The organism is Nostoc sp. FACHB-280, assembly GCF_014697615.1.
Taxonomy (GTDB): Bacteria; Cyanobacteriota; Cyanobacteriia; order Cyanobacteriales; family Nostocaceae; genus Nostoc_B.
Map to the genome: position 1 here is coordinate 77,168 of NZ_JACJSD010000027.1, position 16,422 is coordinate 93,589.

Annotated in this window: 13 protein-coding genes; 4 read left to right on the forward strand and 9 right to left on the reverse strand. The window is 38.9% G+C overall.

Features of this window, described 5'->3' with window-relative positions; translation table 11 throughout:
• Positions 1 to 470 precede the first annotated feature (470 nt).
• Positions 471 to 866, forward strand: a complete 396-nt coding sequence (locus H6G75_RS19550; protein ID WP_190981663.1) for a hypothetical protein — start codon at positions 471 to 473, stop codon at positions 864 to 866.
• Between the two features lie 402 nt (positions 867 to 1,268).
• On the forward strand, positions 1,269 to 1,547 hold the full coding sequence (locus H6G75_RS19555) for a hypothetical protein (RefSeq protein ID WP_190981676.1): 279 nt from the start codon (positions 1,269 to 1,271) through the stop codon (positions 1,545 to 1,547).
• A 148-nt stretch (positions 1,548 to 1,695) separates the two neighbouring features.
• Here H6G75_RS19555 and H6G75_RS19560 read toward each other — a convergent pair whose 3' ends face one another.
• The 3 genes from H6G75_RS19560 to H6G75_RS19570 form a co-directional block, all read right to left on the reverse strand.
• The gene (locus tag H6G75_RS19560) at positions 1,696 to 3,189 is read right to left on the reverse strand and encodes a hypothetical protein (protein WP_190981664.1); all 1,494 of its coding nucleotides are present in this window, start codon (positions 3,187 to 3,189) and stop codon (positions 1,696 to 1,698) included.
• A 73-nt stretch (positions 3,190 to 3,262) separates the two neighbouring features.
• On the reverse strand, positions 3,263 to 4,030 hold the full coding sequence (locus tag H6G75_RS19565; protein ID WP_397332350.1) for a TIGR03943 family putative permease subunit: 768 nt from the start codon (positions 4,028 to 4,030) through the stop codon (positions 3,263 to 3,265).
• 57 nt (positions 4,031 to 4,087) lie between these two features.
• Positions 4,088 to 5,134 (reverse strand): permease, encoded by a 1,047-nt coding sequence (locus tag H6G75_RS19570; protein ID WP_190981666.1) that lies wholly within the window; start codon positions 5,132 to 5,134, stop codon positions 4,088 to 4,090.
• Positions 5,135 to 5,967: 833 nt separating this feature from the next.
• Between H6G75_RS19570 and H6G75_RS19575 the strand changes: the two genes are divergently transcribed.
• Positions 5,968 to 7,326: a sensor histidine kinase gene (locus H6G75_RS19575; protein ID WP_190981667.1), complete on the forward strand. Its 1,359-nt coding sequence runs from the start codon at positions 5,968 to 5,970 to the stop codon at positions 7,324 to 7,326.
• Between the two features lie 114 nt (positions 7,327 to 7,440).
• Here H6G75_RS19575 and H6G75_RS33945 read toward each other — a convergent pair whose 3' ends face one another.
• The 5 genes from H6G75_RS33945 to H6G75_RS19605 form a co-directional block, all read right to left on the reverse strand.
• Complete coding sequence (locus H6G75_RS33945; protein ID WP_199337941.1) at positions 7,441 to 8,808, reverse strand: DUF2808 domain-containing protein; 1,368 nt, start codon at positions 8,806 to 8,808, stop codon at positions 7,441 to 7,443.
• Positions 8,809 to 9,112: 304 nt separating this feature from the next.
• Positions 9,113 to 10,606, reverse strand: a complete 1,494-nt coding sequence (locus tag H6G75_RS19590; RefSeq protein ID WP_190981668.1) for a glycosyl hydrolase family 57 — start codon at positions 10,604 to 10,606, stop codon at positions 9,113 to 9,115.
• Between the two features lie 77 nt (positions 10,607 to 10,683).
• Complete coding sequence (locus tag H6G75_RS19595; RefSeq protein WP_190981669.1) at positions 10,684 to 11,565, reverse strand: SDR family oxidoreductase; 882 nt, start codon at positions 11,563 to 11,565, stop codon at positions 10,684 to 10,686.
• 864 nt (positions 11,566 to 12,429) lie between these two features.
• Positions 12,430 to 12,963: a ComEA family DNA-binding protein gene (locus H6G75_RS19600; RefSeq protein ID WP_190981670.1), complete on the reverse strand. Its 534-nt coding sequence runs from the start codon at positions 12,961 to 12,963 to the stop codon at positions 12,430 to 12,432.
• A gap of 55 nt (positions 12,964 to 13,018) precedes the next feature.
• A complete protein-coding gene (locus H6G75_RS19605) occupies positions 13,019 to 13,393 on the reverse strand; it encodes an NINE protein (protein WP_062291837.1) in 375 nt (124 codons plus the stop codon).
• Between the two features lie 157 nt (positions 13,394 to 13,550).
• On the opposite strand from H6G75_RS19605, the gene H6G75_RS19610 reads away from it, so the two are divergent.
• Positions 13,551 to 13,748, forward strand: a complete 198-nt coding sequence (locus H6G75_RS19610; RefSeq protein ID WP_190981671.1) for a type II toxin-antitoxin system YoeB family toxin — start codon at positions 13,551 to 13,553, stop codon at positions 13,746 to 13,748.
• Here the strand turns inward: H6G75_RS19610 and H6G75_RS19615 are convergent.
• Entirely contained in the window at positions 13,729 to 16,278 is a 2,550-nt protein-coding gene (locus tag H6G75_RS19615; RefSeq protein WP_190981672.1) for a dynamin family protein, read from the reverse strand. The two genes, H6G75_RS19610 and H6G75_RS19615, sit on opposite strands and share 20 nt — an antisense overlap.
• Positions 16,279 to 16,422 lie beyond the last annotated feature (144 nt).

A 16,422-nucleotide genomic window follows, 5' to 3' on the forward strand; every position in this document is an offset into this window, starting at 1 on the left:
CATCCTATTTACTTAGGAATACACAGTTTTAGCGTTAAATTACGCAATTTAATTGAAATAATTTAGATTTTGACGAATTAACCCCTATCTTAGCTAGTTAGGTTGGGTAAAGCAAAGCGTAACCTAACAAAGATTCTGTCGTTAGGACAAAAGGTTCTGTCGTTAGGACAAAAGATTCCGTCGTTAGGACACAAAGTTCTGTCATTAGGACACAAGGTTCCGTCGTTAGGACACAAAGTTCTGTCGTTAGGACAAAAGGTTCTGTCGTTAGGACAATAAATCCAGTCCTTGACATCTAAACAAAATATATATTTCTAGCTTTTATTCTCTCTACTCCCTCACTTCCGTTTAGCAGAAATATTACTGATGCACAAAATCTAAACACCACCAGATTTTGTCAAATATACTGACGCAAAACTTAGTGCAATTAAGACAAACTAGCTTTAGCAAGATTTATTAAGCAAATAATTATGTCTCAAAAAAGACGCACATCTCGCATTGTGGAAAAAGCTGAGTTGAGAGTATCTGGACTCAAGGCGATTGACCCAAATATGGATTTCGGCGATAATCGTAATCTACAAAATATGATTCAATTAATTGAGCAATATCGCGCTAAACTTAATTCTTATAATACGGCTCTTGTTGTCATAGATTCAACTAAACTTGAAATGGAACAATTGGAAAAAAGTTTAGGCGAATTAAATGATAAAATGCTGATTGGCGTTGCTTTTAAATACGGTAAAGACAGTGTTGAATACGAGATGGCTGGCGGTGTTCGCAAAAGTGAACGTGTTCGTAGAAGTTCTGTCAGTCGCTTAAAAGCCAGCACACAAGAAACTTCTAATACTACAACTGAAAACGCCTAAATTTACGACTATAGATTGTTTTAAACTTAAGCAGTAAATCAGCCAAAATTTCTGTTTACAAAAATATCCCCGATTTCTTCAAGAAGTCGGGGATATAACTTTTATTCAAGCCCAAACTCGCAAATAATTTTGTTAATTAATATGACAAATATTACTCTCATCCAACATAATTTGTCTCTGTTAAAAACCTAAAATTACTAACAAAAACTTTTGCGTTAGTAGTTGACAAGTATAATTTTATACTTTAATATAAAAGACATGATAAAGGCGATCGCTTCTTTCCCCAAAGAACAAAACGATCGCCATTATCTAAACTCAATACAGGATAAAAGCGATCGTCTGGTTCTGGCAAGAAGAGAGCGATCGCTTTTATCAAAACTCAAATACAGGAGTTTCAACATAATGATGGCACAATTACTCAACTTCGCCCAATCTCAAATAGCTCTGTTTTTAAGACAAAACTTCCACTTTCCCACACCCCAGCAAATTCCCCAGCAACCATTTCCTTTCCGGGAACCAATTAAACATTTGCTGATTGGTTCACCCAAAGCTGTGACCAGTACAATTCACTATTTACAAGTAATCGGCTACGCCAGTGTGGGAGATTGGAGTCCACTGCAACCAACAGGTAATCCCGATGAAGTGATGAGCATTTTAAGCCGTCAAATTTCGATACAGTAAAATACTTAGCCCCGACGAATGGAATTCGCGGCTATAAAAACGAAGTCCGCCTACGCGGACTAACAGAGAATAAAATGGAACAGAGAACAGAGAATTTTCTGTTCCCTGTTCCCTATCCTCACAGATAACTTTTTCAGCCAGCACTAAATTAAGGTAGCCAACGGGGATGAAAGCCAATTAAAGGTAGCTTTTCTGGTTTAATGGTAGTTACGGCTGCATCGGCAATGGGTAACAATGGCATTAACCACAAACTGCTAGTTGCGATCGCTTCACCGTCATCTGTCTTTAAACTATTTGCAGGTGCGGGTGTGTTATCGGCCTGTGGGACTACTTGGTCAAATAATAAACCCAGTCCATCCGGTGATAAACTCATTTCTACATTTCGCTGATCCACTGGTAAAACTAATAATGGTCTTTGTTGTCCAGTTTTCAAATCAATGGCGACTAAATAAGGTTGCTCTACATATTCTGCTTGGGTGATTAACTGAGTTAACAAGCAATATAGAGTGGGTGAAGCTGGGTCAAATTGACAATTGATAATTGAACCTGTGGTTTTTAACAAAGGTTTCTGCACACCTTGGTTGGTGACTAAAAATAAGTCACGGGTGTAATCTGTATTAAATTTAACCATTGCCGCTTGAGAGCCATCTTTAGCAAAAGCTTGTACTAAGCCAAATTGCGGCAAAAAGTCTAAGGGTTTACTCGCATCTTTTTGTAGTGGTAATATTGCAGCCCCTTGACCTTGGGCAACGGCTACAGCTTTACTATCGGGAGTAATCATAAAATCGCCCCCTGGTTGGCTTTTGAGGCGCTGAGGAGTGGGTTTGGGGCTGGATTTATCCCAAGTGGTTGGTAAGTACCACAACCCAAAGTCACCAGGATTATTTTTGTTACCACGTTGGACGACGATAGTTTGTCCGTCTGGTGATAAGTCAAATTTTAAGTTTTGATAATCCTTGTTATCTAAAATTAAATCAACTTTCGCGGCTGCTTCTGGTTTGGTTTCAGACTCGCCAGCAATTCCGGTGGTGACGGTATATAACTGGGCAGAAAGTAAATCTTGGTTGTTGGCTGTGCGAGCCGAAAATAAGATTTTTTCTCCGTCGGGAAATGGTTTAAAATCCATTACCGTCAGGTCTTTGGGAGTCAGGACTTTTTTCTGCTCTTGGGTTAAGTTGTAGAGAATTAATTGTCCTTGTTCTTCTGGATTAGCACCTATGTAAATAATGACGCGATCGCGGGTGCGAAAATTGCCCACAAAAGGACGTATAACTTTATTTTTACCTTCGTTCTGAGCGAATTTATCTTTTGCTTGTTGTAGCTGAACTTTATAGTTTGTACCGTAAGGAGCAGGTGTTAACAGTGTATAAACCATCCGCCTACCTGCCCAACTGAATTTTCCAGCTAAGGGCGGCTCAATTTTTAAGTTATCCTCAACACTTTTAGTATCCATTGGACGGCTAAAGGTGAGGCTAAAGGCAATATCATCTGAACCAATTTGCTGATTTTGCCAAGTAAAGTTGCGGACGCGGGGAGAAACAACATCACCTTGGAAGATGATAAAGCCAATCAGCAAACTCAGCAGCAGCATTAAGGCGATCGCTACACGGTCTAGTGGTTGGATAAGGGTTTTGCTAGTCATTGGTCATTAGTCATTGGTCATTGGTCATTAGTCATTGGTCATTAGTCATTAACAAAGAACAAATGACAAATGACTAATAACTATAGGGATTTTCGGGTTGGGAAATCTTTTTGACAGAGTTCGCCACAATAGTGAGTTGGCGTTTCCCGTTGAGGTTGTCTGTAGCCATTTGTCCTTCGACTTCTAACCAAGTATCAGGGTTGTATTGTTCGGGATTTGCTGGTAATTTCACGGGTAAACCAACAGGGTAAGCATCCGCCGCACAGCATGAGAGAACAAATCGGGCGAGAAATATATATTCTTTGCTTAAATCTGGGGGACGAATTACAAAGCCTTGGACTTTGGCTTTTTGTCCTGTGTATGCGTCTGGTTCAGGATAAACGTTGAGTGTCCTTACCCAGTCTACTAGCGATCGCTCCTCTGGGCGAATCGAAGCGCGGAAGGCTTGGGGTTTAATCCGGGAAGTTCCCAGTAAATCACTCACGCCACGATTGAGGGCTTTGTCGCTGGCAAAAACTTGGGGTGTAATAATGAAACCTAAAATGGCCGCTGTTAACAGCAACGCACCACCCCAACCAGGCGGAAACAAAGTTATATGCTGGACATTTGGCAAAATATCGCGGCGATGACGTTGCCAAAGTTCTTGCATTTTGAATAAGCCAACAATAATTAAGGCAATACCAGCCACTAACACCAACCCAAAATAATTGGGATGAATCAGCAAATTCAGTTTGCCAGTCAGCCAGTATTTCAACATTAAAATTCCCCAAGCTGTGATGGCTATGACATCCAGCCAAGGGAGTAATAAATTCAGGCGTTTAGGTTTAGGTGTCATTGTCATTTGTCCTTTATCCTTTGTCCTTGGTCATCTACAAATGACTCATGACAAAGGACTAATTTACAAAACATGCAAGTTAATAAACAGCGTGAATAAAAATGTTAATTGTCCGGCTAAGGCAAAGAGGTAGAAAATGGCTCTTGGCTTGAAGATGGATAACATTAACCCAACGCTTTTAATGTCGATCATTGGCCCAAATACCAAAAATGCCAGCAAGGAACCGCTACTAAATGCTGATGCAAAAGATAGGGCAAAGAAGGAATCGACTGTGGAACAAATTGAGACAACTGCTGCCAAAATTAGCATCACGATGATGGAAGTAACCGGGCCAGCACCGAGGCTAAGGATTAAATCGCGGGGTGCAAAGACTTGGATAGCAGCTGCGATCGCACTACCAATCACCATCACTCCGCCCAGTTCGCGCAATTCTTGGATACTGTTATCCATCAACAGTCGGAGTTTTGCCGCCAGTGGTTTATTGGGGCTTGCCAGTGGGTCATCTGCTGTGCCATCCATGCGGTTGGGTGTACCTGCTTTTCCACCCAAAATATATGTCCCAGATTGCAACAAGGTTGGTGCTGTTGATTCTGGAGGAAGTTGGTAACGTTTACCCCGGCCTTTGGTTTCGACTTTCGCCGGGGGATTAAACTTCATATAACGGGCGATCGCAGGTTGGACTATAGGATTCAAATCCTTTTGAAAACTAAACACAAAGCCAACAGTTGTAGCAATCAATAAGGAAAACACTACCCGTAAAACTACTATTTCTGGCTGATCTCGAAACGCCGTCCAAGTTGCCCAAATCACAATCGGGTTAATTGTTGGCGCTGCTAGTAAAAAACCAATCGCTACAGGTGTGGGTACGCCCTGAATCAACAAGCGCCGCGCTACCGGCACATTGCCACACTCACACACCGGAAACAAAAAACCCACCATACTGCCAACTAAAGCGCCCAATAGCGGATTTTTAGGCATTTTTTCAACTAATTTGCGCTCATCAACAAAAAACAGCAGCAAACTAGAGAATAAAACCCCTAGAAGCAAAAACGGCATCGCTTCGACTAGCAGACTCAGAAATATCGTGAAACCATTGTTCAGTTGATTCATGGGTGTCGCAGTCAAAAGCGTTTGAAAGTTTTGAGGTTATGTCTAGTCATTCTATCGAAATGGGAATCAAAATCATGTACAAATAATTAAACATCATTGACACAACCAGACCATCTTTAATTCGTAGTCTTGTTTAAGCGCCAACTAGCGCCCGTGAGTTTTAGTATAGCCATTTTACATGAGTGCATTTACGGATGATTGTTCTGGTTGAGATTGTGTGATTTCCGAAATAGTTCTGAATTCTCGGTTAACGGGCATAGGATTAGGTGACGTTTAATTACCTAATGTTTATACTTACTGTAAATTAGCTGATTAGTGTGTTATCTTCCACGCATTTTCATCAAGGATTCACAGTCTTTAAACATTTGGGGATCACTCTTAGTTACTGATATCAGTGTTTTAACCTAATTTTTTCAATTCAAGAGTGTCTGTGGTTGATTTCTACTACAAAAATCAGCAATCCGCAATACCAAAATGGAATAATTTTAGTAAACATTATGTATGGCGCTAATCATCCAAAAGACTCCAAGTATTTTCACGGTTATTACTACCTAAAATCTGGCAAATTCTTATTTTTGTTATTATTAGTTAATATTTTGATGAATTAAGTTGTTTAAATTATCCTTCTGTTAATAAAATAAGGACTTAAGTCAGTTAGCCCCAATAAAGCTAATGCGTGAGAGTCGCTAAGTTGCTGTTAATCAAGGTTTTCAATATGTTTAACTTGCGTCACATCATGATATTGATAGCTGCATACTTACTGAATAGACTTTAAAATCTCAGCTTTTTATTTATTAATTAGTTCTTAAAATCTATATATCTCAGGGTTGCCAGTGTCATCAGAATTAACTGCTTTAATTTCACCACCAGTTTTATCTATTGCCAGCAATAACTACCTCAGTTTAGAGTCAAATTTGCAAGAATTACCCATGTATGACTTTGCTGTAGATATTAGTTGTACATGCACTGAAGTAGCTAATTTTTTAGAAAAATACCCGCGATTACCAGGAGTAGTTTTATTGGAACGGGGAAAATTCTTGGGGATGATTTCTCGACGACGTATCCTAGAATTTCTTATTCGTCCTTTTGGACAAGATTTATTTGCCAAAGCCAACCTAAGCGAGCTTTATAGCTATGCACGTACAGAAATTTTGCTGCTACCAGAGACGATGACAATTTTAACAGCGATGCAGCATACACTCAAGCGATCGCCTGAACTGTTTGGTGAACCCATTGTTGTCCAAACAGATGCAAATACTTACAAATTATTAGATATTCACGACTTAAATTTAGCAGCTTGGCAAATTCGCGGTGTTGAAACTCAAGTACGCCACGAACGTAGTCAAGCTCAAATGATTCAAAATGATAAAATGGCACGTTTAGGGCGTTTAGTTGACGGCGTAGCCCATGAAATTTTAGATCCCGTCGGTTTTATTTGGGGCAATTTAACTTACATCTCAAAATATAGTCAAGACTTACTCAAGTTGATAGCTGCTTACGCCGAAGATTTACCAGAAGGTTCAGCCGCTATTAATTACCTCAAAGATGAAATTGAATTTGATTTTTTAGAAGAAGATTTATCTAAAGCTTTAGCCAGCGCCCACACTGGTGCAGAAAGATTAAAAAAACTCGTCACCAGTTTACAAAATTTCTGCCATATTGATGAAATTTATCCCAAACCAGTAGATATTAATGCTTGTATCGATGGGATTGTTCTGCTGTTAAAAAGCCGTTTAAAAGGCGAAATTGAGATTGTCAAAAAGTATGGCAAAATCCCACCTGTTTCTTGCTTTATGGGACAACTCCACCAAGTATTAATGAATATTTTTAGTCAAGCTGTAGATGGTTTATTAGATGAAGCTGTGCGGCAACAATTTCAACAGGCTTCTTGTCCTGACAAAAATCAACCCCAAATTATCATTACTACAGCCGTCGTTTCTCAAGCACCAACCCACCCAAATGCCCCGGATTCTCGTTGGGTTTGTATTAGCATTGTTGATAATAGCCCCGGAATGTCGGAAGAAGCACAAAAACAAATTCTCGATTCGTTTTCAACGGAAAAACGGGCTGATGTAGAAACTAGTTTAGGCGTTAGTTACCGAATTATTACCGCAAGACATGGCGGTAAATTAGATTTCCGTTCCCAAGAAGGAGTGGGTTCGGAATTTAAAATACTTTTGCCCTTGGTGTGATTGTGGTGAAGTTCATCGACTGAGGGCAAGGGAGACAAGGGGGACAAGGTGGACAAGGCAGACAAGGGAGATAGCGTTATTTTACTTTATAAATTTTTCCTGCCTCCTGCCTTCTTAAATATGTTGATAAAACTGTAATCTGCCGAAACCTAAAAATTGGCTGTGAGGTTTTTCTCCGATGGGCGATGCAGTCACACCGAAGAGATAAACACCACCTCTTTGGGGATTTTGTCGGGCTTTTAAACCAAGGGTAATTTTTGTTCCAGGTGAAACTGGCGGATCAAAAGTAAAAGAGATTGTTTGGGTTTTGCGATCGCTGCTAATATCTTTTAGTTGCAATTTTTCACCTTTTTGAGAACGTCCCCCTTTAACGGCGACAGTTTCTTTCAAATCAAAGCGGATATATTCTGCACCTTCTCGCTGGTTAATTGTAATTTGTTGGAGGTTAGTTCCCGCACCATCTGGCAAGTTAATTGTAAAGTAATAAGTTGCGCCTAAAGCTTTGGCTTGATTATCATTTGTTGTGACTTCTACTAAACTCGGCTGTTGAGCAAAATATGTTGTTTTGGGTGAAGTCAATGGCTGTGGAGTCGGCGGAGTGGTGATGATTTCTTGATTGCGTGGTGATTGAGGTGTTGTAACAGAAGATGTCATATTATTTCTGTTACTATCATTTGCAGTGTTAAAAGCAAAAGAACCTATTAAAGAAGAAGATTCCCAAGGTGTTTGTTTGCCATTAGTTGTATTGAGAACATCAGCCCGGACTTGTTTAAACATTTGCTCCACATCTAAATTCGGAGCTTTCATATTGCGTAACAAAGCTGTAGTATAAGGGCTATTACGTCCATCGCCATCAAAAGCAACTGTCCCTGGTGCAGTAGAATAGGCAATGAGTGTGCCTTTAACAGCTTGCGTCGGTGCGGCTAACCCACGTTGGAGCGATCGCCATTGCCGCGCGAATGGATTATTCCGACAGGCATCTAAAATAATAAAATTAACATCGTTATTTGCATCTTCCATCACATTCAGAACTTTACCCATCGCCATCGCTTCATAACGCACATCTTGTTCTCGTTCTAGTCGCGCATTGACAGGTATTAAATAATTTTCTCCCTCTACTTGCACTCCATGTCCAGCAAAGTAAAATAATCCTACTCCGCCTTGACGCAGTTGGCGATTAAATTTTTCAATGGCTTCTTCCATCTGTCTTAAATCTGCATCTTTGAGGAGAGTGACATCAAAGCCCAATTGACGTAGAGAATTAGCAATATCTGTCGCATCGTTGACAGGATTAACTAACGTATCGGCTGATTTGTAATTAGAATTGCCAATAATGAGTGCTGTACGATGTTGGCGTTGTACAAGGATAGAATTTTGGGCGATCGCCTGATTTATCCCTATCCTTGGATGAGCTAAACTAAACGTTAATGGCAATACTAATGCCGCAGTTCCTAACAATAGTTGCCATTTATGCCACAACATTTTGTTACTCAATATTTTTATCTAAATTTAAATTAAATTATTTGTAATAATTTTAATTCAACTTAAGTAATCAGTTGACTAACATTTAATTAAATTTACAAGTACCTAGCCCTGACGAATGGAACTCGCGGCTATAAAAACTCAGTCCGCCTGCGCGGACTAACATAAAATCAAGGGTTTTGTCTGTATAGCCGTGACTTACTCAATATTCCTCTACAACTCTCATACCTCTGTGTTCTCTGCGCCTCTGCGGTACCCTGCGGGAAGCCGCTTGCGCGTCTATGATATTTCAGCACTTGTGCATTTAAAAATTTGCTTGTAATAAAGCTTCTCCCCGTTGATAAATTGCTTTAGCATAATCTGTCCAAGTGCCTTGTCCCCAATAGCGAAAACAGCTAGTTTGCAGCAATAAATTATAGAGTAATGTTTGACGGTATTGGGATTGTTCAGTCATCTCTCCCGCCTCATTATTTACTAATAACTTATCTATCTTTTCATGAAATAAACTGCTGAGTTGATTCATCGGAGACAATACATTTTCATATCCTTTTACCCAACTAATATGATTTGTCCAAGAAGCACCATCAACATGAAAGTTAGGGTTGCTTTGCTTTAATTCTTGAATAGCATTTTCTACAGCTTCAGGTTGACAATTATCAGGTGCAACGCGTTGCCAAATTAGATACTGTCCTACTGGCTGACAAGTTGGATAATCTTCAGGATTGCAACCTGCGGCTGTAATTAACTCTAAATATTCTGTACCGCACACTCCGACAACGCCAGATTTACCACCTCCATGATTAACCATATCCCACCAAGCTTGTTTGAAAGCACTGGGAAATTCATTCATCATCACGCCGCCATTTTCCCCATCACCAATTTGACTAACTATCGGTGGTAATAATACATTACCTATTTGTTGTTTAGATAGTGTTTTAGCTTCATAATATGGCTGCATTTGAGCAACTAATTTTGTATCAGAGCCTTGAGTTTTAATTAAGGCTGTAATACTAATTGTTTCGCCTTGAGAATTACGCGCTATTAAACGGTGTGGTAAGTGTTTATATCTGAGAGGTTCACCGTTGATTGTTTCTACAGAATGTTCTTGAACTAATAACCAACGATAGCCACATTCTTTCAGAGATTTAACAAATTCAAATAACGTATCAGGGTGATTTGGTAAGTGCATTTCTGGCGGTGAAAATCCTTTGACTCTTGCCAATGCTTCCCAGCCAAAAATAGCAGCAAAATGTTGTTGCCAAGCTAAAATATGCAATTTAATATCGGGTATTGGTGTGGAAGGAACAACAGCGTGACTCCACATTGTTCCTAACCATTCGACATAAGGTTGATATTTGGAATCGCAAGTAATTTTTTTGAGGTTGTCGAGGATGTCGTTGCGTCCCATCTGACGTAATCCCCACAACAAATTGCCAGAGTAATCTAACATGACGCGGGGATTGCAACCTTGACTCACAAGTTCAGGAATGAAATCACCCATCCGGCTATAGCAATAAGCAAAAGGCCCGGCGTTGTGGTTGTCGCCTTCGTGGGGATGTTCAAACATATATTGCAGATTGCTGATCAGTCCGCCGTTGTATCCTGCGGGGATAGTCGGCTGGTGCATGTGTAAAGCGATCGCAAATACCGCATTTACATCCTCTAACTTTATATTGGTCGAGGGTAAAAAAACAGGTTCGTTGTGGTTCACAACCGCAAGAACTTCTTTCTCCCAACCAGAAATATTTGGTAAGCCGTCAACGATTTCTGGCGGGAGAGTCGTAGGAAAAGAAATCATAAGTGTGAGGAATAAAACTTTTCATCCCTCATACTGTATCTTTATTGTTGCAGTAGGCGATCGCGTCCCAGAATCTTTTAAGACTTACGTGCAGATACGAATGGAGTCACGTTTCTATTTAACAGAACATCGCAAAAACGATTGATCCGGCTGAATAAACTGGGTTTTTCAACAATTTGCTGCTTTCTTGGTGCTGGTGGCGCGGCGATTTTCAAAATTAACTCTAACAACCAAGGGGCAAGGCGTTGACACCACACAGCTAAGTGACTTTGCCATCCTACTAAAATTTCTGGTGCATCATTCTGCAATCCGACTATCAATGCTTGCGCTACTTGTTGGGGTGTCATGGGAACTACCCAACGGAATAGTTGCAAGTCACGCACCATATCTGTGTCGGTGAGAGAAGGTAATAAGGCTTTGACTTGAATATTGTACTCGGCTAATTCTTGACGCAAGGCTTGGGTAAATCCTAAGATGGCAAACTTTGTAGCTGAATATGTTGCCATTGTTGGTGCAGCGACTTTCCCCATTAAACTAGAGACATTGACAATTGTCCCCTGTTTTTGGCTCGCCATCCGTCGGGCAATCAAACTGGTGAGGGTGTACATTCCCAACAAATTTACCGACAGTTCTTCTTGGAGTTGGGGAAGTTTGGAACGCAAGAATGAGGTTTGATAAGCAACACCAGCACAATTCACCAGTAGATGAATCGGGCCATGATTGCGCCACAATTGAGCTACAGCAATATTTACTTCTGTGGCGCGAGTTAAATCTAGCGGAATGATGACGGCTTCTGTTCCCATCGCCGTAATTTCTTGGGCGACTTCAGTTAATTTTTGGCGATCGCGTGCTACTAAAATTAATTTTTTCATCCCTTGTTGTGCTAGAGCAAGGGCGATCGCTTTACCAATACCGCGAGAAGCCCCTGTAATTAGAGCAACATTACCTTGAATCTTCATCGGTTTATATCTCCAGAATTTAAGTCTTAACCCGCGTTTTGTGTTTGTAGATAGACGCAATTACGGTTACTCATTTTCCGCAGGTAAGACAAATCATCTATCCTTGTTGACTTCAGAAGAAAACTCAGCTATTTGCAATGGAGATTTTTGGTATCTGCATTGTAGAAATCCTCTGATTTGAAAGTGCTGAGTAAAAATCCTAGTACCTATCTTTCTTTTTCCTTTTTCCTTTTAACTTTTGCCTTGTTGTACTAATCCCTTTTCTCTGCAAGGCTTCGGAACTTCATCAATACTTCCAGCAATTGGCTGAATGGATATGGCTCATAATTTTTACCTCTTCTTAGATTCAGAGCATTGATCAGCAGCGTTGCTAAACACACGTTAACAACAAAATCAAGTAGTAGCAATATTTTTTAATAAGAATTTCTTAACACTTTGTAACCAAGATGATATATATATCAAATATTTCGGGAAATAAGTTTTTATGAACCATACTAGATCAATATCATCATTTCTTGACAATTAGTGATAAAGTCCCTAAAGTCAAGAAAATATCTCACCAATTGTTAGCAAGATAGAGGAAGCTGATACGGGTAGATAGACATAATAAAGACGCAAAAAAGTCATATACTATAAAATATGAGATAAGCTCAAAAGTCTCTTGCTATAAGTATTTGATGAGTAGTTTTATCTTAATCTGGCTGGCACTGGCTATAAAAATATTATCTCTGCCTCATAGAATAAAACAGGGATCAATGATTTCCTAAAAGGGATCTTTCAATTAATAAATAATTTGATAAAGCTGTGTATATTTACTGAATTTAGTTCAGAAAAAGCCGATAACCAATAGCAACCCACGATGAATTAAAACCGCAGAAAATACATTAATTGGGCGATCGCTTCGGCAGATAACTGCAATCTTTGTTGAAAATCAGCGATATTACGATATTGTCCATAAGCTTGGCGATTTTCCACTACTGCTTGAGCCAGGGACAAATCAATCAATGGCGTTTGCGCTAACATCTCGACTGTAGCGGTGTTGGGATTCACCAAATGAGTTGAATGAACCAGAGACTCATTGTCGTAATAAACAAAATGCAGCAGTGGTTCTAATGGCTTGAGACGCTGCACAGGTAAACTCAAAGCGGCGGCAACATCTTCTATACAGTAAAATTTAACCCCAGAACGAGAAAGTTCGACAAGCGATCGCGCCTGGTGAATCGACAAACCCGGTAAACGCAACCAATCATCCACCGTTGCTTGATTCACATCAATCCGAATACCCAATTGCGCCGCTATTTGAATTTCTTCACCAGATTGCAACCGATAGTAAGGATCATTCAGCAATTTGGCGCGGAGTTTTTGTAACTTAAAGTTTAGAGGTAGCCAGTTGTGCATTATCTTTGCTTGTATGGCAGGTGACAGGTGACAGGTGACAGGTTACAGTGCTATATCAAGAAATTTGGTCTAGTAGCTGGCGGCGTTTTTGCTCAAATTCATATTCTGAAATCAGACCATCTTGACGCAGCGCATCGAGTTCGCGCAAAGCATTCGCCACCGTTTCTACCTGATTACTGGCTGATTGCGAAAACTTAACAGCCGACTTACCCTGATTAAAATTCCGGTCAAAAGCTTCCTCATCTAAGGCTAAATACCACACACCTTCAATTGCACTAGCCACCTTGGGGATTGGTGTCCAAGAAAGCAGCACATATAAAATACCCCACAACGGCTGACCTAAATAGAACTTGTGTAATCCTGAGACGGTGAGCGTACCAGAAAAAGCGAGAATAGCAGCGATACTGCGGCTTTTGCGTTTTACTAACATATTTATTATAAAGTTACCACTATCACAGTTAGGTCAATTAAACAGCGATCGTAGCAAAATACCTACATAAATTCAGTATCATATCGTCTTTAGAGATAGCCAAAATCCAGCCCTATCCTGATGCTATATTAAAATATTTCCAGCCAAGTCGGGCTGTATGGGTGTTGAGGGTGAAAGTAAAGGCGATCGTGAAGCTGTATTTCAGCCAGAATTTTTAGAAGACTTGGAATACTGGGTTGATAAAGACCGGAAAACGGCACTGCGGATACTTAAAATAGTAAAGGAAAGGTTAAGAGATCCTTTTGAAGGTATTGGCAAACCTGAACCAGCATCCTTTACAGAATCGCTTCAATAGAATTTTTTATCTTTTCTAATTCTTGATATTTTTGAAATATCCATACCTTTTCTGCTTCACGTTGTTCTAGAGTTTCTTGATACGCTTTTTCATGTTGTTCTAGCAGGTTCTCGTAAAGCAATATAGCCTGTGAAATAACTCGACTCGCTGATTCCACTTTAGTATCAAAAACTGAGGTAGTGATTTCATGCAGTTTTTCAGCAACTTTATCTGTTGATTCATTTAATTTTTGAAAACCTATGTTAATAACTTTCAGTTTTATTTGGTTATGAAGCCCATCAATATCAAATAGACCAAAACCAAATGAACCAGCAATTGTAGCAGCCAAACTGGCGATAATTATGGCAACTAAACCAATTCCTGTAAACGCTAGTAGTCCAGCCGCTAAAGCACCACCTATCCCTAATCCACCACCAAATCCTCCAAAACCCATAAAATCATCATTTATGCCGTCTATAGTTAATTGAAGCTGTTCACTAAAATCAGTTTTTACCTGTTGTTCTATATTCCTAAATTCTGCTTGAACTGCATCTAGTTCATACTCAATATTTGCATCTAAAATCTTAATATTTTCGTTTAAAATAACATCTTTAAGTGTTTTGTTACCCCAGTCGTCTATCTCTTTAGATATATCTCGAATAAATTGATTAATATAATCTTGGATTAACCTATCTTGGCTCCAAGCAGGATTATGTTCTGAATGCCAATGTTGACTTTTTTCTGTTATGCGTTTTTCTAAGCCTTCCCACCACTCATCCCAAGATTCAGCAGCTTGTTCAATTACTTGCTCTACCAATTGAGAAGCTACCAAACGAATTCTGACATCACGCCCACTTGCTTCACCAATCTGTTCAAATATTTTCTGCTTTTCAGATTCAGAAATATTTATCTTACCATCTAATATCTTTTCTGCTTGTGATAGTCCACTTCTACATTTTTGGATTAAACTGTTGATTTCAATTAGAGAGAGGTTTATTTTTAAAGTTCCACGTTCATCTGTTAAGAATTTTTCAATAGCCTGAGTAAAATTCTGAAACGTAGTTAAATATTCATTTTCTTCTCCTCCTAACATCGCCTCCAAGGCAGCTTGAGCAGAAATAAAATGAATTCTATTTTCACCAATAATTAGAGGATTTTCACCTTGTAAGAATCTTTCCACTCTCTGCTTAACTTGTTCCCGTCCCTTTTCTGTCCGTACCATATCCATAAAATTACCCACTACAAACAGATTGTTAGTAGGTTCATTCTCTTTACCACCATTTAATTGAATTCTTAAATCTTGTAGTAATTCGCGTTCAGTTTGTGTTAAAGAACGAGATACATTAGTTAAAAAAATTACGGCATCCGTATCTTTTAATACTTGTTGAGTAACTACTGTCCGATCAGGATGTTCATTCAATCCTGGAGAATCTATAATTTCTACTCCACTACTACATAATGCTAAATCAGGATGTTCAAAAACTATTTCTTTAACTTCAGAGTTTGCTAGTTCATCACTCAGACAGCCAAGTGCTGCATCTTCAGAAATACTTGCTTTTAGTTGATATTCACTAAAAGGAATTTCTTCTTCGGTGCCATTTTTATATCGACAGATTACTCGTTTACAAGTTCCATATTTTAATACTGTTACCGTTCCACTACAGGGAATTTCTCTGACAGGTTGAATGACCTCACCTAGTAAAGCATTGAGTAATGTTGATTTTCCTTGGCTAAATTCACCTATCACTGCTAGACGAAATCTCTGAGATTGCAATTTTTGAGATATTTTACTAACTTCATTAATCAAAGTATCTGCTAAAAAACCATGTTCTTTACAATCAGCAATTAACTGATAAAGATTATGACAAAAATAATCTAATTGTTTTTGATAATCTTGAACCTTTTTTAAATCACTATATGAATACTGTATTTTTTGCTTAAGTACTTTGTGTTCATTTTTAGCAGGTAAAGCTGTCAACATATCAGTTGTAGCTTTGATAAATATCACATCTAATTCAAAGAACCTTGAGGGATCGAGTAGAAATTTTACTTCATCTAATGCGGTTAAATCTATATCAGTTTGATGAGTAAAACCAATTTCTAAAACAGCTAGATGTTTTTGGTTAATTCCTAAATGATTACCTACTACTTCTAAATATTGCTTTTCTCGTGGATCTATTACACCATCTGTTGCTGACATTTCATAGCCAAAAGCAATCAATAGTAGTTTTTCAGAATCTGATAGTGAATCACTAAGAAGGAGCAAATCATTCACTCTTTTATAAGTTTGATTTTCTTTAATACCTTTAATCATTAAATGCGTTAGTCGCCGAACATTACTTTCTGGTGTACTAAATAAATAAAGAGTTTTTAGCAGCCTTTGTTTCTCTTCTTCTGCTACTGTACCGTCAACAAAGATGACTCCTAGTAGTATCGTTACTAAATTTGCCAGAAATATCACAGGTCGAGTAAGTTCTCGTTGAGTAAGTTTTTGCCCAGACATCTGTGATAACCAATCAAGGAGTTGAGTATTTACTAGGGAAGTATCCATAATTTTAGTGACACTGGTAAGCTCTTGTGCATTTAAATTGTGATAATAGTATCGCCTTTATTTTTGAGTTTTCGTCCCCATTTAATAATTAACGCTCCTTCATTTAAGAGTTGATGTAATAAATATTCTAGGTCTTCAATTGAT